Genomic DNA, 14,449 nt, shown 5'->3' on the forward strand with positions numbered 1-14,449 from the left:
TACATAGATAAAAAAGTTAGATTACTTATCAGCATAGATGCACAACATATATTCGACTATTAAGAAGAAGGGAGATCATTTTACATGAATCAGTTTATAGACATAGCAAATCAGTTCATTAATGGGGAATGGAAAAAAGGGTCGGCAAACAAGACGATGAAAATACAAAATCCCTATGATAATGAAGTGCTTAAAGAAGTAATCATTGCCAGCAAAGAAGATGTCAATGAGGCGTACATGACGGCGCAAAAAGCCCAAAAAGTATGGGCGGACGTGCCGGCTGAAGAAAAAAAGAAGATTCTGCTTAAAGCAGCGCAGTATATGCAAGATCATGAAGATGAGATTGTAGAAGTACTTGTGAAAGAATCGGGAAGTTCTGTCTTTAAATCAAAATTTGAAATATCCGCAAGTATAGAGGCTCTAAAGGAAGCCGCAGAGTATCCTGCCCAATCCAATACAGTCACAACTCCTTCTGCTATACCCGATAAGGTCAACTATGTTATTCGAAAGCCGCTAGGGGTTGTCAGCTCCATCAGCCCGTTCAACTTTCCGCTATTTTTATCTATCAGAACGATTGCACCTGCCATTGCGACTGGAAATGCAGTTGTCCATAAACCAGATTTGCAAACAGCTATATCCGGCGGAGTAGTTTTTGCGAAAATGTTTGAAGAAGCAGGGCTGCCGCCAGGTGCCTTTAACTTAATTGTGACGGATATTACCGAACTTGGCGATTACTTTATTGAACATCCTATTCCAAAGCTCATTTCTTTTACTGGATCAACAGCTGTAGGGAAGCATATCGGAAAGATTGCAGGAGAAACGTTGAAAAGGGTTGCATTGGAACTAGGTGGGAACAGCCCATTCCTAGTGCTGGAAGATGCCAATATTGATGAAGCCGTTGATGCTGCCTTATTCGGGAAATTTCTGCACTCCGGCCAGATTTGTATGATTGTAAACCGTATTTTGGTTCACCGTGCAGTCTATGATGAGTTTGTAGAAAAGTTTGTTAGCCGTGCCTCTAAAATCAAGGTAGGCAATCCGGAAGATCCTGATATTCTGTTAGGGCCCCTCATTAATGAAAGACAAATTGAAAAAGTAATGAGTATGACGGAAATGGCTGAAAAAGAAGGGGCAACAGTAGCCTTAAGGGGAAAAAGAGTTGGAAATGCCATCACTCCATTTGTATTCACAGAAGTATCCAATGATAGTCGCATAGCACAAACAGAAATATTTGGACCAATTGCTACAATTATTCCCTTTGAAACAGAAGAAGAGGGTATTCATTTGGCAAATGAAACAGAGTATGGCTTAAGTGCAGGGGTTTTCACGAAGGATTTAGAAAGAGGACTTGCTGTAGCTCAGCAAATTGAAAGTGGAATGGCCCATGTAAATGATCAGCCGGTCAATGTAGAGTCGGGTATGCCGTTTGGTGGGGAAAAGGGGTCCGGTCTAGGGCGATTTGGGGGCCAGTGGGCATTCGATGAGTTCACAACGGTTCAGTGGGTAACTGTACAAGAAAAACCAAGACAATTCCCATTTGAGTGATAATCTCTGGCTATGATAAGAACTGAAAGCAGGTAATAATTCCAGCAAGTGCAGCAGAATATTACTTGTAAATATGTGAATTTTCATTTTAACGATGAGTTTTTAAGAAAGGACCTGTCCAGAAAGTTGGAGCTTTCCGGGCATCCTTTCTCTTTGTAAGCAGTTATTGAAAAGAGTGTTATGGTAGCGCTGCATCAAAATACTTCTATTTTTATTTCACTGTAAATAGTAAACCTTTTCTTCATTACTAATAGCTGTTAACTGGTGCTTAATAGCTCATTTAGCACAATAAAAAACCGCTGTCTTATAAGCGGTTTTAAAAGTTTTCAATAAATATGTAAATTTACCGCTATAGCGGTAAAGGAGTAAAAATAGGTCTACTCCATTTTTTGCTGTTCTTTTTGTCTTTTGGCAGCCTTTAGTTTATCCAGCCCGATAAAAGCACAGGCACTACCCAATAATAAATAAATCACCGACATGATAACATCCGATTCCCAATAATGTAATACTTGTATAAAGCCGATCATGGCTCCTGCACATGCTGCCAAAATATACAGCTTTGCATTTCTCTCCATTTCCTTGCCTCCTCAAGTTCATTATTCCTTACTATTAAACAAAGGTTGTTCATTTTCCTTCCAAGATATTTGTCATATTTTCGGAGAAATAATAGGACCGCTTGCTTCCTTGCTTGGGCGTGAAGTCGTTTTTTGAGGAAAAGCAGAAAAGAAGGAAGAGCAGAAAGCAGGTGGAGTCAATGAAGTGATGGTTTTAAAAGATGTAAAGCTCTTTTCTCCCCGGTAAGGTTCGAGGCTGCAAATACGGATAAAGATGGTTGGCTATCGCCTATAATTCTTTCACCATATGGTAAAAAGGTTCACCGATGATCTCCCAAGGTTCTGTGACGACAAAGCCTTCCCGTTCATAGAGGCGGCGTGCTTTTGTTTTTTCTGTTTCCACATTCAACGACAGCTTTGTATATCCCAGCTTTTTTGCCTGCTGTTCGGCAAAGTGAAGAAGCATTGTCCCAATTCCTCGGCCCCGGGCATCCGGTGCTACACAGATTGTATCGATATAATATTCCTCATTGTGTGCTTCTACATCAATATGATAGGAAGAGCCATGTTTTTCCTGTAGTTTCTTCATTAATTGCCCATCAAGATCTTTCCCCGTTTTCCCATCATATAAAACAATTATGCCAAGGATTTTTTCTTCCTCGTATGCAGCATATGTATTCAAATACGAATGACGGTTATCTTCACTTCGAACCAGCTCTTCTAATCCGGAAAGGATATCCTTGTGCTCATGTGCTCCTGTCAATCTCTCAGCAATGTCTCCAATTGCTTCGTAAATCAATGGGGCTACTTGCTGTGCATCAAGTTCTGCAGCCTGTCTTACCAATAAATTCATATTCCAATTCCTCCTTTCCAAAAGTGTAACAGAATTATGAACAAAGAGCGTTAATCCATACTGTTAGAAAAGTTTAAATTTTTCATAGTCCTCTGTTTTTATGGTACTCTAGACAGAACAACATCTTCGGAGGTTAGACAACTGATGACTCAATCAGATAAGGAATTCATACTAGTTTATGGAGACGCTTTTGTTGATTATATAGCGAATGATACGACAAACACATCATTCACAACGTTTTTGGGCGGCGCTACGATCAATGTAGCAGCCGGAATTAGCCGTATTGGTGCCCCTTCAGCATTAATTACCATTACAGGTGAAGATGATACATCTGAATTTGTACGTCAGGAAATTAAAAAAGAAGGCGTTAATCTTGATTACTCTGTATTTGTACCAGAAAAACGCGTAAGCGGTGTCTATGTACATCTAACGGATAACGGCGAGCGTATTTTTAAGGATTATATTGATGAAGCACCGGACCTGCAAGTAACGATGGAACAGCTAAATAAAGAAGCATTCAAACGTGCTTCTGTATTCAATTGCTGCTCAGGGACAATGTTCCACCCAACAGCTCTTGAAACGACACGTGTAGCTGTAGAGATGGCAAAAAAACACGGGGCTCTCGTAGCGATTGATGCGAATATCCGCATTTTACGCTGGAGCAGTGAGCAGTATTGCCGCGAGACGATTGCTTCGTTCTTCCAGGATGCTGATATTTTGAAGCTGACAGATGAAGAGCTGCTATTCTTGACAGAAACGAATTCCATTGAAGCTGGATTGGAAATATTGAAGCCATTCAACATTCCGGTTATTTTAATAACAGTAGGGGCAGATGGTGCATATGCCGTATTGAATGGTCATGTCATGCACGTACCGGTAAAAAAGGTCGTTCCAGTTGATACAACAGGTGCGGGAGACGCCTTTATGGCAGGCGTTCTGCGCTATGTGCACTATAATGGAATGCCGCTGACAAATACATCACTTTTCGATTGCGTATCGTTCGGCAATAAGCTTGGTGCCATTGCGGCTACAAAGCCAGGCGCGCTAACAGCCTTACCGCATTATGAAGACATTAAAGCATTAGTATAAGGTGGTTATTTATGTACGATGAACTCATTGCAGGACGTGTCTATTTTGGCGGCGCGGATGATGCAGAAAGTGCAGTATGTGAAAAGGGAATCGAAAAAGTGATTGATCTGCGTGTAAATGGTCGGGAAGACAAGGTTGACTATTCCTATCATCATAAGCCGATTGCAGATGAAAGTAGCCACATTCCCCAATCCATCCAAGCGGGTGTTAAGGAAGTCATCAATGCCTATGAAGCCGGTGAGAACGTTTATTTCCATTGCGGCAGCGGCAATGGAAGAGCCAGTGTGATGGCCGTTGCGACATTAATGGAACTGAAATTGGCGGAATCGCTTGAAGAAGCGGAGGGCATGGTCAAGGAAGCTCGCCCTTCTGTAAATATTCGTCCGAATATGCGTGAAGCATTGGAACACTTGTATAAATAAATGGGAAAACCCTGGAGAGACAGTGAATGAGCTGTTTTTCCAGGGTTTTTATTTTTGGAAAAATTATTAATAGAAATTAAGAAGAGTTATTTTGTAATAAAATTCTTGAAGAAAAATACTGGATTACTATTATCGGGTCGAAATAAATTCTCCTTACTTCCAATATTCAGCATCCCTTTTGTACTTTGCGTATTGTGAAAATGTTGCTTGGTTGAAGTTGGTTTAATAAATAAAGAATAAATTCCCGATAATGGAAGTCGTTCTTTTTTCTTGGTATTTTAAAAAGAAACGAAGGTATTTTGTTGAACGAAATCTTCAGAAAGAGGGGGGATTGTAATGAGAACTGAAATTCAAGATTTGTTTAGTGATTACGATTCATTTGCTGGAAAAGTTGCAGATGTTCAATTATCCAATCTATCATTTGATGTATATGAATTTAGAGATAAATCAGCAATGCAAGTTGACTTATTATTCATTAAAAAAGATCAGTTTAATAATATTCAAGAGGCATTTTCTGCAATATTTAAAAAGCAATTGTTTGATGGAGAAGAATGGGATACCAGCGATGAACCAGATTCTTCAGATGAACGGTGGCTAACAGCACTAAAAAAATTCTGGATTAACGAATATTATCCAAGAAAATATATGTGTATAGAGTTAATCAAAGGCGATTTTATAAGTAAATTTAAAAGAGATTTAGCTCACGTGAATGCACCTGAAGCGATGGTTAAAGAACTTTTAAGCAGATTAAATCATATGGAAACAATACAAATACTAAAAGGGCATGTCTATGAATGCATATTTGGAAAATCTGATAGCCATTATTTTTTGTTCGAATGGGGGATATATGATTAGCATTATTACGACTACTAAGGTTTTGGAAAAGTGCACTTAAAATAATGGAGGTGTAAGATAAATAAACAAGGTAGGCTCGACTTCTCAAAAATAGAAATCGAGCCTCTATAATGAAACATGTCAGCATTTTTTGCTTGCTACATACACTCCATACAGATTGAATGCGTAAATACCTAATCTAGTTTTATAAAAAAATAAGTTAAAGTTATCTTTTCCAAAAGGAAACTTAAATCCATCAAGGGTTCCTTTTACTTTCTATCTATCCCTGAACACTGCCTGCCGCTTTTCAATAAAAGCCGAAACGCCTTCTTTCACGTCCTCTGTCTGGAATACTTTGCCGAAATAGCGGGCCTCGATCTCCAGTCCTTCCTCCAGGCTGACATTCAGCCCTTCGTCGATGGCGAGTTTAACATATTGCAGCGCCTTGGCAGAGTGTCTGCTCATTTTACGGGCGAGTGTATAGGCGGCCTGCAGTCCTTCACCTGTTTTTACAACTTCATTTACAAGGCCGATTTCCAGTGCTTTATCAGCTGGGACGGGGTCGCCTGTAAAAATTAATTCTTTTGCTTTGGAGACGCCGATCAGACGGGGAAGACGCTGCGTACCTCCTGCGCCGGGGAATAGACCGAGCTTTACTTCTGGGAGGCCGATTTCTACATGCTCCTCTGCAATTCTGAAATCACAGCTTAAAGAGAGCTCGCAGCCGCCGCCGAGGGCTAAACCATTTAGGACACAGATGGTCGGATGGGGGAGGTTCATGATGGCATCTAATGGTTCTTGCAGGAACTTTGAGCCGCGATAGGCAACTTCTTCTCCGTTTCCGATGAGGTCCGGGAACGACTTGATATCGCCTCCTGCCATAAAAGCTCTCGTTCCTTGACCTGTAAGAATGACGATCTTAGTTTCACCATGCTTGCGAAGCTCGGAAGTAACTTGAAGCAGCCCGTTAACCACATCTGCATCTAATATGTTCATCGGCGGATTGTTAATGGTGATCGTAGCAATCCCTTCTTCTATGTGAAGCAGCACTTTTTCCATCCTTACACCCCCTCTGTCGTCAGGTTGCTATTTTTATACATTTCACGCAGCTCAAATTTTTTGACCTTGCCGGAAGGAGTTCTCGGAATTTCGTCAATGAATACCACTTTCTTCGGTACTTTATACTTCGCTAAATATCGCCGGCAGAAGGTGATCAGCTCTTCTTCGGTTGCTTTTTTTTCTTCCTTCAAGACAATGACGGCGCATACTGCCTCCAAATATTTCGGGTCAGGAATAGCAATAACAGACGCTGTATGAACGGATTCGTGACGATAAAGAACATCCTCAATTTCAACCGCATAAATATTTTCGCCGCCGCTTCGGATCATGTCCTTCTTCCTGCCGACAATCGAAAGGAATCCATCATTATCATACATACCAAGATCACCTGTTTTGCACCAGCCGTTAGAAAAGGATTTTGCAGTTTCCTCTGGTTTTTGCCAGTAGCCTTCGGATACGCCGGGGCTCTTGATCCATACTTCCCCGACCTCACCTGTAGGGATAGGTTGTTCATCATCATTCATTAACCGAATTTCTGTCAGCGGGAGGGGTTTGCCTACTGAACCGGATTTTTGCAGAGCGTTCGCTGCATCAAGACAGGCAGCAATTGGCTGCCCTTCTGTTAGTCCATACACTTGTACAATACCAACGTGAGGATAAAGTTCATATGCTCGTTCAATCGCCCATGGCATAAGCGGGTCGCCACCCGTATAGATTGTGTTTAAGTGCTGCAGATGGTAATCTGCTAGATTCGGCAAGTTCAGCATTTCGTAAATCATGAATGGGAAAAGAAATAGATCCGTCACCTGTTCTTTTTCCACAACGTTCAGTACACGGCTAATAGCAAATCCACCACTTTTTGTGATAATGACGGTACCTCCGCTTAGCAGGACGGGCAGAGCAATATCTTCCATAGCACCTACATGGTAGAGAGGACCAGTTGTCATAGCAGTTTCATCACCTGTAAATCCCCATTTCATGATCTGGATGGTACTGAACCAGAAGGTCGTATTATGTGTCCAAAGCGCACCCTTTGGATGACCCGTTGTCCCTGAGGTATACATGAGCATGACAGGATCCTGAAGGGAAATATCAATATCAAGGATGTCAGCATCAGAGCCTTTTTCCAGTTCATCACTGGATAATGTCCAGTCGAATTTCTCTTCACCAAAGGCGATGTACTGTCTAATCTGCAGGTGGGGCTTCAGTGGCTCTACTTTTTCAAGGAGTTCTGTGTGTGCGCATAATATCTTCGTTTTAGAATCCTTTAGGATATAATCTAGTTCCGTTGGCGTCAGTCGGAAATTAATACGGACAGCAATAGCACCTATTTTTCCAATGGCAAAATACAAGGCGAAGTACTCTAAACAGTTGAAGAGCAAAAGGCCGACACTGTCTCCTTTTTTGACTCCAAGCTCCCGAAGTTTACGGGCATACGTGTTGGAGCGAAGATGTAATTCACGATAGGACCATTTTTCTCCGCCTTCAAACTGAATAGCAATTTTGTTTGGATTTTCAGCTGATTTCCTATTTTCAGTAAAGTATCCGATATTCATGGAACCCCTCCTCTTTTGCTTTATAATTCTACTTAATGTATCATATATTTTCAAATATTCATAAATTTTATATTTTATTATTTCTTTTGAAGAATAATGCGATGTCATTTTTAATTTTTGATTCAGCATTAAATTATTTTTCAAAATATAATTTTTTTCAGTGAAACATAGAATATTTATAAAATTAGGGTATGAGATAGAAAAAAATGTTTTATTACATTTTTTTCTCTTTTATGTATCAAAAATGTTAAGGGGGTATGGTGTATGTTGGGGTTCATTGGTTTGTTGGGGGGATTAGCGTTACTTATTTATTTGACGGTGAGAGGGTTTAATATCCTGATTGCTGCCCCGTTTGCAGCGCTGTTCGCTGGGGTTTTAAGCGGTCTTACAATTTTCCCGCAGATGGCTGCCGAGGGGGAGACAAGCCTTATTACAGGGTATATGACTGCTTTTACAAACTTCATTTCTTCCTGGTGGCTTATGTTTTTGGCGGGTGCTATTTTTGGAAAGGTCATGGAGGACAGTGGAGCAGCAGACAGTGTATCTAAATGGATAGTCGAGAAAATCGGAATCCGTTTTGCGCTTGTGGCCGTTGTGGCGGCCTGTGCCGTTTTGACGTACGGCGGGGTAAGTTTATTTATCGTAGCCTTTTCTGTTTTTCCGATGGCACTCAGTTTATTTAAGCAAGCAGATATTCCGCGGCGATTCATACCGGCAGCCATGGCCTTTGGTTCTGTAACATTTACAATGACGTCCGCCGGATCACCGGAAATTCAGAATTGGATTCCGATTGAATATTTGGGAACAACGCCGTATGCCGGGTTAGAAGTTAGTATAATAGTGGCTATTTTTATGATTGTTTTCGGTTATCTCATGCTAAGCTGGATCATTCGCCGGGCAAAGGCAAAAGGGGAATATTTTATCGCACAGGAGCAGGATCAATTTAATTTGACGGAAAGTGCCAAGCTGCCGAATCCTGTTTTAAGCGTACTGCCGCTTCTAGTTGTACTTCTTATCTCTTACTTCTTCCATGACTCGCTTGGTACGTCAGCGCTTATCATCGCGCTGCTTGGCGGTATTTTGACGACATATCTTGTAAGCTTTAACTATATGAAAAATCGCGAAAAAGCAGTGGCTGATGGCGCATTAGGAGCTGTTATTGCGATTGCCAATACGGCAGCTGTAGTTGGATTTGGCGGTGTAGTAAAGGAAACGGAATCCTTCCAGACGGCTGTTAGCTGGGTAACGGATCTGCCGGGCTCTCCTTTGATTGGCGGCGCTTTTGCAGTAGCAATTATCTGTGGTTTAGCCGGGTCATCTTCCGGCGGACAGGCGATTGCATTGCCTTTAATTGCACCACACTATTTGGATATGGGCGTTGACCCGGAAGCATTGCATCGTGTAGTGGCCATTTCTTCAGGCTCATTAGATACGCTTCCTCATAGTGGTTACGTAGTCACAACCATTACTTCCATTGCGAATGAATCTTATAAGGATGCATATCCTGCATTTGGATTAATGACCGTTATCCTTCCAATATTAGGAACAATATTAGCTGTGATCTTATTCTCGGTCGGCCTATAACGATAGAAAGGGTCTAAGTTGAAGACCTGTTGAAGAAAGAGATGATACGATGAACAAAATCAGCATAATTGGCGCCGGCACGATGGGGCATTCGATCGCTCTAACGGTTGCTTGGCGAAATTTATCCGCTGTAATCTATGCAATGGATGAAACAGAAGTAGACAGAGCAACCGAAAGTATTCGGCAAAAGGTAGATACATTAGTGCAGACTGATCTGCTGACAGAGGAGGAAGGTAATCAGCTTTTACGTAATCTCCAGTTCACTACATCATTGATGGACTGTATAAATAATACCGATTTTATTATTGAGGCGGTGCCAGAGAATCTTAAAATCAAGAAAGAGCTATACCAGTCGCTGGAAGCAGTAATCCCAAAAGATGTGCCGGTTGCTAGCAACACTTCAGGCATACCAACCAGTTCTCTATCTTCAGAAATGCTTTACCCGGAACGCTTCATCATCACACATTTTTGGAATCCAGCCCACCTTATTCCACTTGTCGAGGTCGTCCCGGGGACAGCGACGAATGAGGGTACAGTTAAACAGACGCTGGAAATGCTGGAGCTGTTAGGTAAAAAGCCGATTCTAGTAAAGAAAGAAGTCCCAGGCTTTATCGGCAACCGGCTGCAGTTTGCTTTGTTTCGAGAGGCTCAGTACTTATTGAGTGAAGGAGTTGCCAGCAAGGAGGATATCGATTTGGCTGTTACGCACAGCATCGGTCGGCGTCTGCCAATGACCGGTCCGCTGATGTCTGCTGATTTCACTGGATTGGATGTCGCAGTCGCGATCAGCGAGTATTTGTATGAAGACCTATGTAACGATAGAAAGCCGAGCTCTCATATGACACAATTTATTGAGAGCAATCAATTAGGCGTGAAAAGCGGGCAAGGTTTTTATAAGTGGGATGAAGAAGAAATAAACAAAGTCAGTAAAAGACGCGAGCAATTATTGATTGAATTTTTAAAGTTAGATACACAAAAGGGGAGTGGGAAGCTTGAAAGATAAAGTAATATTCATTACGGGTGCTGCAAGAGGAATTGGTTATGAAATCGCTCAGTCCTTCCTAGAAGAAGGTGCGAAGGTGATGATTTCAGATATCAATGAAGAGAGCTTGGAAAAGGCACTGGAAGGTCTTTCTGAAAATGCATCAGGCATCGTATGTGATGTCTCCAAAGAAGAGGATGTAAAAAGAGCGATAGATGCTACGGTCGAGCGATTTGGCTCAATTGATATCCTGATTAACAATGCAGGCTTGCAGCATGTAGCAATAATTGAGGATTTCCCTGCTGTAAAATTTGAGCAAATGCTGAAAATTATGCTCGTCGGGCCTTTTCTCACAACAAAGTATGCACTCCCATATATGAAGGAGAAGAATTTCGGGCGAATCATGAATATTGCTTCCATTAATGGGTTGATCGGCTTTGCCGGGAAATCTGCTTATAATTCAGCAAAGCATGGGGTGATCGGTCTTACGAAGGTAACAGCCTTAGAGACAGCTGAATATAACATTACAGCCAACGCCATCTGCCCAGGATATGTTGATACTGCGCTTGTGCGAGGGCAGTTCGAGGATTTGGCCAGAACACGGAACATATCGACGGAGCAGGTGCTTGATGAAGTGTTATTCCCATTAATTCCGCAAAAACGTCTGCTGGAGGTAGCAGAGATTGCCTCCTTGGCAAAATATTTAGCAAGTGAGGAATCACGGGGGATGACGGGGCAATCACTCGTTTTAGACGGGGGCTATACAACACAATAGGGAAGTTTCAAAAGAATGAAATGAATAAAAACAGTCGAAGTGTAAGTATCTTCGACTGTTTTTTGATGAGTGGAGGTGTGTTTTCTTCAAAAATCAACCTATAGTTGACAAACAATCGTAAAGTAAACGATTGTTCGCTACTTTTACCGCTAAATTTTGGATATAGTAGCGGTAGGGAGTTGATGAAATGAAAAACCTTCAGTTTTCAGCAGTAGTCGCAAACAGACGGAAGGAGATGGGGTTGAAGCAAGAGCAGGTCGCCCAGTATATTGGTGTCTCAAGAGCAGCAGTATCAAAGTGGGAAAAGGGCCTAAGCTATCCGGATATTACACTTCTGCCAAAGCTGGCGACCTACTTTAATATATCGATTGATGCATTGCTTGGGTATGAGCCTCAAATGACAAAGGAGCGGATTGGCAAGACATATGCCGATTTAGCGAGGCGATTCAGTGAGCAGCCATTTGAGGAGGTCCAGAAGGAAATCGAGCAGCTGCTGGCAGAGTATTATTCCTGCTTTCCGTTTGTATTGAAAATGGCCCAGCTGTATTTGAACTATCATCCACAGGCAATAGATCAGCAGCAGGTGCTAAACAGGATTTTAGAACTTTCTGAACGTGTGAAGGAATACAGTGGTGACCATCTTTTAATTAATGAAGCGGTCATGTTTGAAGCGTATGTCAAGCTGGTACAGGGAGCACCGGCAGAAGTCTTGGAAATTCTAGGCGAGAATGTATATATCGAGCTGGGGGCCGATCAGCTGATTGCTACTGCCCATCAAATGCTGGGTGATGTGAAAAAGGCAAAAGAGATATTGCAGGTAAGCCATTACCAGCATGTTATCGCCACTATCGGCAATGCAGCGGAAAGTCTGCCTTTGGAAGTTTTGAACGAATCGCATTTTGACGAAATCGTACACAGGATGCAAGAGATGATTAGGCTGTTCCAAGTCGAACAATTAAATGTGAATACAGCACTTGTTTTTTATCTGAAGGCAGCGATGGGTTATGCCATGCAAAACCGTACAGAGAAGGCCCTGGAGATGATTGAAGTCTATTGTCAAATATGCTACCGTCTGGAGTTTCCATTGAGGTTGCAAGGGGATAACTATTTCTATCTGTTATCCGACTGGATTGAAGATAAAATCCAAACGTGCGGGCAGGCGCCGCGTGATGATCTGTCCATTAAGAAGGATTTAGTAAAAACAATGGCAAACAACCCGGCATTCGAGAGCTTATACGGGCACCCTACTTATAAATCGCTCATGAGTAATTTAAAGCATCATCTGCACATCGAGGAGGAACTTTAAATGGAAGAACTAGCAAATATCAATTGGGGGTTAATTGCCCCGCTTATAGTCGTTCAGGCTATTTTGATGATAGTGGCTTTAACCGATCTAGTTCGCATTCATGCAACGAATGGGCCGAAATGGGTATGGGCTTTAGTCATTATATTCGCTAATCTAGTCGGCCCGGTCATCTATTTCATTGTTGGGAGAAAATCATCATGATTACAGTGAGTAATTTAACAAAGACATTCGGAGCGCAGACGGTGGTATCGAATGTCTCCTTTACACTTGAACCAAATACAGCGACAGCCTTAATCGGACCGAATGGAGCAGGAAAGACGACGACCTTGTCCATGCTGACAGGGCTGTTAGCACCGACAAGCGGTTCAATTGAGATAGCCGGCGTAAAGGATATCCGCAGGGAAATAGGCTTTCTTCCTCAATATCCTCAATTTTATCCTTGGCTGACAGCGCTCGAGTTCACGGAAATGGCTGCCAAATTAAGCGGGGTGCCCGCGTCAGCAGCTAAAAAGGAAGCAGAAAGAGTACTTACTTTTGTTGGTTTAGAGGAGGCAATGAAGAAAAAAACCGTTACGTTTTCAGGTGGTATGAAACAGAGGCTCGGCATGGCCCAGGCTATTGTCCATAAACCGAAACTTCTACTGCTTGATGAACCGGTGTCGGCATTGGATCCAGTAGGCAGACGTGAAATTATGAATTTATTGAAGGAGCTGCAGCAGCAGACGACGATTCTCTATTCTACACATATTTTGAATGATGCAGAGGAGATGACCGACCAACTGCTATTCTTAAGAAAAGGGGAGCTAGTCGAGTCGGGATCCCTTACAGAAGTATGTACCAAATTTGAGTCCCCGCGTTATCGGATAGAGTTTGCGACACAAGAGGACGCATTACAATTTGCTTCGCAGTCGCAGCTTTCCGCTACTGTAACCGGTTCATCGGTGTATGTGGAAATCATAGAAGAACGACCGACGATGCAGCAGTTATTGGAGCGGCTTGTCGCCTCAAAGTTTGCCGTTACTAAAGTGGAACGTGTAACAGCGAGCCTGGAGGAAATATTTATGAAGGTGGCGGGACAATGAATACTTTTTTGACGTTGTTTACGAAGGAATTCCGAGAGGCTTGGCGCAGCCTGAAGTTTGTGTGGATGCCGCTGCTTTTCATTGTGCTTGGCATTATGGATCCTCTTACCAATTACTTTATGGAAGATATTTTAGGAGCTGTCGGCAATTTGCCGGAAGGGTTTATGCTGACAATGCCTGAACTGCACCCGATTGATGTTCTCTCTGCCTCTACCAGTCAGTTCCAATCTATTGGTTTAGTAGTCCTTGTCGCGACAATGGCTAGTGCCATTAGCCGGGAGCGACAAAACGGAATGGCAACGCTGCTGTATGTACGCCCGATTTCTTTTACCGCTTTGTTTATGAGCAAATGGGCTGTCGCAAGTTTATTGGGGATTGTCAGTGGGGTGGCAGGATACGCAGGAAGCCTGTATTATACGACGCTGTTATACGGGTCGGTAGAGTACGGAGCATTTATGAAAATGCTTGGTACTTACTGTATTTGGATTCTTTTTGTAACGGCTGTGACGCTTGCTTGCAGTGCCATGTTCAATACGGCGATCTCTATGACATTGGCCATCCTTCTCCTGCCATTTGGTTTAATGATAGATTCAATAATCGGCAGTTTCTGGAGTTTGAGTCCGTGGAAGCTTTCTGCCTATGGAGTACAATTTATCAGTGGTGGAACGAGTGAGTACTATACAGCGACAGTAGCTTTAACATTAGCTCTTATGATTAGCGCTGTGCTGCTCGGCATTTTGTTCTCAAAAAGAAATGCGGCTACAGCAAAAATATAGAAAAATATTACAAAAAGAATAAGTAGTTTTTA

General features: G+C 42.3%; 15 protein-coding genes. 11 read left to right on the forward strand and 4 right to left on the reverse strand.

What is annotated here, in order from left to right; translation table 11 throughout:
- Nucleotides 1-84: 84 nt before the first annotated feature.
- A complete protein-coding gene (locus AA0Y26_RS00140; protein WP_413364302.1) occupies nt 85-1,545 on the forward strand; it encodes an aldehyde dehydrogenase family protein in 1,461 nt (486 codons plus the stop codon).
- Between the two features lie 377 nt (nt 1,546-1,922).
- Here AA0Y26_RS00140 and AA0Y26_RS00145 read toward each other — a convergent pair whose 3' ends face one another.
- Both AA0Y26_RS00145 and AA0Y26_RS00150 read right to left on the reverse strand, forming a co-directional pair.
- On the reverse strand, nt 1,923-2,120 hold the full coding sequence (locus AA0Y26_RS00145) for a phage holin family protein (protein WP_413364303.1): 198 nt from the start codon (nt 2,118-2,120) through the stop codon (nt 1,923-1,925).
- Nucleotides 2,121-2,388: 268 nt separating this feature from the next.
- Nucleotides 2,389-2,952, reverse strand: coding sequence for a GNAT family N-acetyltransferase (locus tag AA0Y26_RS00150; RefSeq protein ID WP_413364304.1), 564 nt, complete (start codon nt 2,950-2,952; stop codon nt 2,389-2,391).
- A gap of 144 nt (nt 2,953-3,096) precedes the next feature.
- On the opposite strand from AA0Y26_RS00150, the gene AA0Y26_RS00155 reads away from it, so the two are divergent.
- The 3 genes from AA0Y26_RS00155 (at nt 3,097) to AA0Y26_RS00165 (ending at nt 5,318) form a co-directional block, all read left to right on the forward strand.
- Complete coding sequence (locus tag AA0Y26_RS00155; RefSeq protein WP_413364305.1) at nt 3,097-4,041, forward strand: carbohydrate kinase family protein; 945 nt, start codon at nt 3,097-3,099, stop codon at nt 4,039-4,041.
- A gap of 11 nt (nt 4,042-4,052) precedes the next feature.
- On the forward strand, nt 4,053-4,463 hold the full coding sequence (locus AA0Y26_RS00160) for a dual specificity protein phosphatase family protein (RefSeq protein ID WP_413364306.1): 411 nt from the start codon (nt 4,053-4,055) through the stop codon (nt 4,461-4,463).
- Between the two features lie 336 nt (nt 4,464-4,799).
- On the forward strand, nt 4,800-5,318 hold the full coding sequence (locus tag AA0Y26_RS00165; protein ID WP_413364307.1) for a hypothetical protein: 519 nt from the start codon (nt 4,800-4,802) through the stop codon (nt 5,316-5,318).
- A 255-nt stretch (nt 5,319-5,573) separates the two neighbouring features.
- On the opposite strand, the gene AA0Y26_RS00170 is transcribed toward AA0Y26_RS00165, so the two are convergent.
- Nucleotides 5,574-6,356 carry an enoyl-CoA hydratase gene (locus AA0Y26_RS00170; RefSeq protein ID WP_413364308.1) on the reverse strand — a complete coding sequence of 261 codons (783 nt, stop codon included), beginning with the start codon at nt 6,354-6,356 and terminating at the stop codon, nt 5,574-5,576.
- A 2-nt stretch (nt 6,357-6,358) separates the two neighbouring features.
- On the reverse strand, nt 6,359-7,912 hold the full coding sequence (locus tag AA0Y26_RS00175) for a class I adenylate-forming enzyme family protein (protein WP_413364309.1): 1,554 nt from the start codon (nt 7,910-7,912) through the stop codon (nt 6,359-6,361).
- A gap of 264 nt (nt 7,913-8,176) precedes the next feature.
- Here AA0Y26_RS00175 and AA0Y26_RS00180 point away from each other — a divergent pair, with 264 nt between their 5' ends.
- From AA0Y26_RS00180 to AA0Y26_RS00210, 7 genes are all read left to right on the forward strand, one after another.
- Nucleotides 8,177-9,496 (forward strand): GntP family permease, encoded by a 1,320-nt coding sequence (locus tag AA0Y26_RS00180; protein WP_413364310.1) that lies wholly within the window; start codon nt 8,177-8,179, stop codon nt 9,494-9,496.
- A gap of 49 nt (nt 9,497-9,545) precedes the next feature.
- Nucleotides 9,546-10,499, forward strand: a complete 954-nt coding sequence (locus AA0Y26_RS00185; RefSeq protein ID WP_413364311.1) for a 3-hydroxyacyl-CoA dehydrogenase family protein — start codon at nt 9,546-9,548, stop codon at nt 10,497-10,499.
- On the forward strand, nt 10,489-11,253 hold the full coding sequence (locus AA0Y26_RS00190) for a 3-hydroxybutyrate dehydrogenase (protein ID WP_413364312.1): 765 nt from the start codon (nt 10,489-10,491) through the stop codon (nt 11,251-11,253). Before AA0Y26_RS00185 ends, AA0Y26_RS00190 begins: the two co-directional genes overlap by 11 nt.
- 187 nt (nt 11,254-11,440) lie before the next feature.
- On the forward strand, nt 11,441-12,559 hold the full coding sequence (locus AA0Y26_RS00195) for a helix-turn-helix domain-containing protein (RefSeq protein ID WP_413364313.1): 1,119 nt from the start codon (nt 11,441-11,443) through the stop codon (nt 12,557-12,559).
- Nucleotides 12,560-12,760 carry a PLD nuclease N-terminal domain-containing protein gene (locus tag AA0Y26_RS00200; RefSeq protein ID WP_413364314.1) on the forward strand — a complete coding sequence of 67 codons (201 nt, stop codon included), beginning with the start codon at nt 12,560-12,562 and terminating at the stop codon, nt 12,758-12,760. It abuts the gene before it with no gap.
- Nucleotides 12,757-13,641 (forward strand): ATP-binding cassette domain-containing protein, encoded by an 885-nt coding sequence (locus AA0Y26_RS00205; RefSeq protein ID WP_413364315.1) that lies wholly within the window; start codon nt 12,757-12,759, stop codon nt 13,639-13,641. Before AA0Y26_RS00200 ends, AA0Y26_RS00205 begins: the two co-directional genes overlap by 4 nt.
- The gene (locus AA0Y26_RS00210) at nt 13,638-14,417 is read left to right on the forward strand and encodes an ABC transporter permease (protein WP_413364316.1); all 780 of its coding nucleotides are present in this window, start codon (nt 13,638-13,640) and stop codon (nt 14,415-14,417) included. The genes AA0Y26_RS00205 and AA0Y26_RS00210 overlap by 4 nt, the downstream gene beginning before the upstream one ends.
- Nucleotides 14,418-14,449 lie beyond the last annotated feature (32 nt).

The sequence above is a fragment of the Lysinibacillus canaveralius genome, from assembly GCF_047301505.1.
GTDB lineage: Bacteria > Bacillota > Bacilli > Bacillales_A > Planococcaceae > Lysinibacillus_B.

Bases quoted from the DNA above. Each gene is read 5' to 3' on its own strand.
- AA0Y26_RS00140 (WP_413364302.1), top strand. From the start codon at position 85: ATGAATCAGTTTATAGACATAGCAAATCAGTTCATTAATGGGGAATGG.
- AA0Y26_RS00145 (WP_413364303.1), bottom strand. From the start codon at position 2,120: ATGGAGAGAAATGCAAAGCTGTATATTTTGGCAGCATGTGCAGGAGCC.
- AA0Y26_RS00150 (WP_413364304.1), bottom strand. From the start codon at position 2,952: ATGAATTTATTGGTAAGACAGGCTGCAGAACTTGATGCACAGCAAGTA.
- AA0Y26_RS00155 (WP_413364305.1), top strand. From the start codon at position 3,097: ATGACTCAATCAGATAAGGAATTCATACTAGTTTATGGAGACGCTTTT.
- AA0Y26_RS00160 (WP_413364306.1), top strand. From the start codon at position 4,053: ATGTACGATGAACTCATTGCAGGACGTGTCTATTTTGGCGGCGCGGAT.
- AA0Y26_RS00165 (WP_413364307.1), top strand. From the start codon at position 4,800: ATGAGAACTGAAATTCAAGATTTGTTTAGTGATTACGATTCATTTGCT.
- AA0Y26_RS00170 (WP_413364308.1), bottom strand. From the start codon at position 6,356: ATGGAAAAAGTGCTGCTTCACATAGAAGAAGGGATTGCTACGATCACC.
- AA0Y26_RS00175 (WP_413364309.1), bottom strand. From the start codon at position 7,912: ATGAATATCGGATACTTTACTGAAAATAGGAAATCAGCTGAAAATCCA.
- AA0Y26_RS00180 (WP_413364310.1), top strand. From the start codon at position 8,177: ATGTTGGGGTTCATTGGTTTGTTGGGGGGATTAGCGTTACTTATTTAT.
- AA0Y26_RS00185 (WP_413364311.1), top strand. From the start codon at position 9,546: ATGAACAAAATCAGCATAATTGGCGCCGGCACGATGGGGCATTCGATC.
- AA0Y26_RS00195 (WP_413364313.1), top strand. From the start codon at position 11,441: ATGAAAAACCTTCAGTTTTCAGCAGTAGTCGCAAACAGACGGAAGGAG.
- AA0Y26_RS00200 (WP_413364314.1), top strand. From the start codon at position 12,560: ATGGAAGAACTAGCAAATATCAATTGGGGGTTAATTGCCCCGCTTATA.
- AA0Y26_RS00205 (WP_413364315.1), top strand. From the start codon at position 12,757: ATGATTACAGTGAGTAATTTAACAAAGACATTCGGAGCGCAGACGGTG.
- AA0Y26_RS00210 (WP_413364316.1), top strand. From the start codon at position 13,638: ATGAATACTTTTTTGACGTTGTTTACGAAGGAATTCCGAGAGGCTTGG.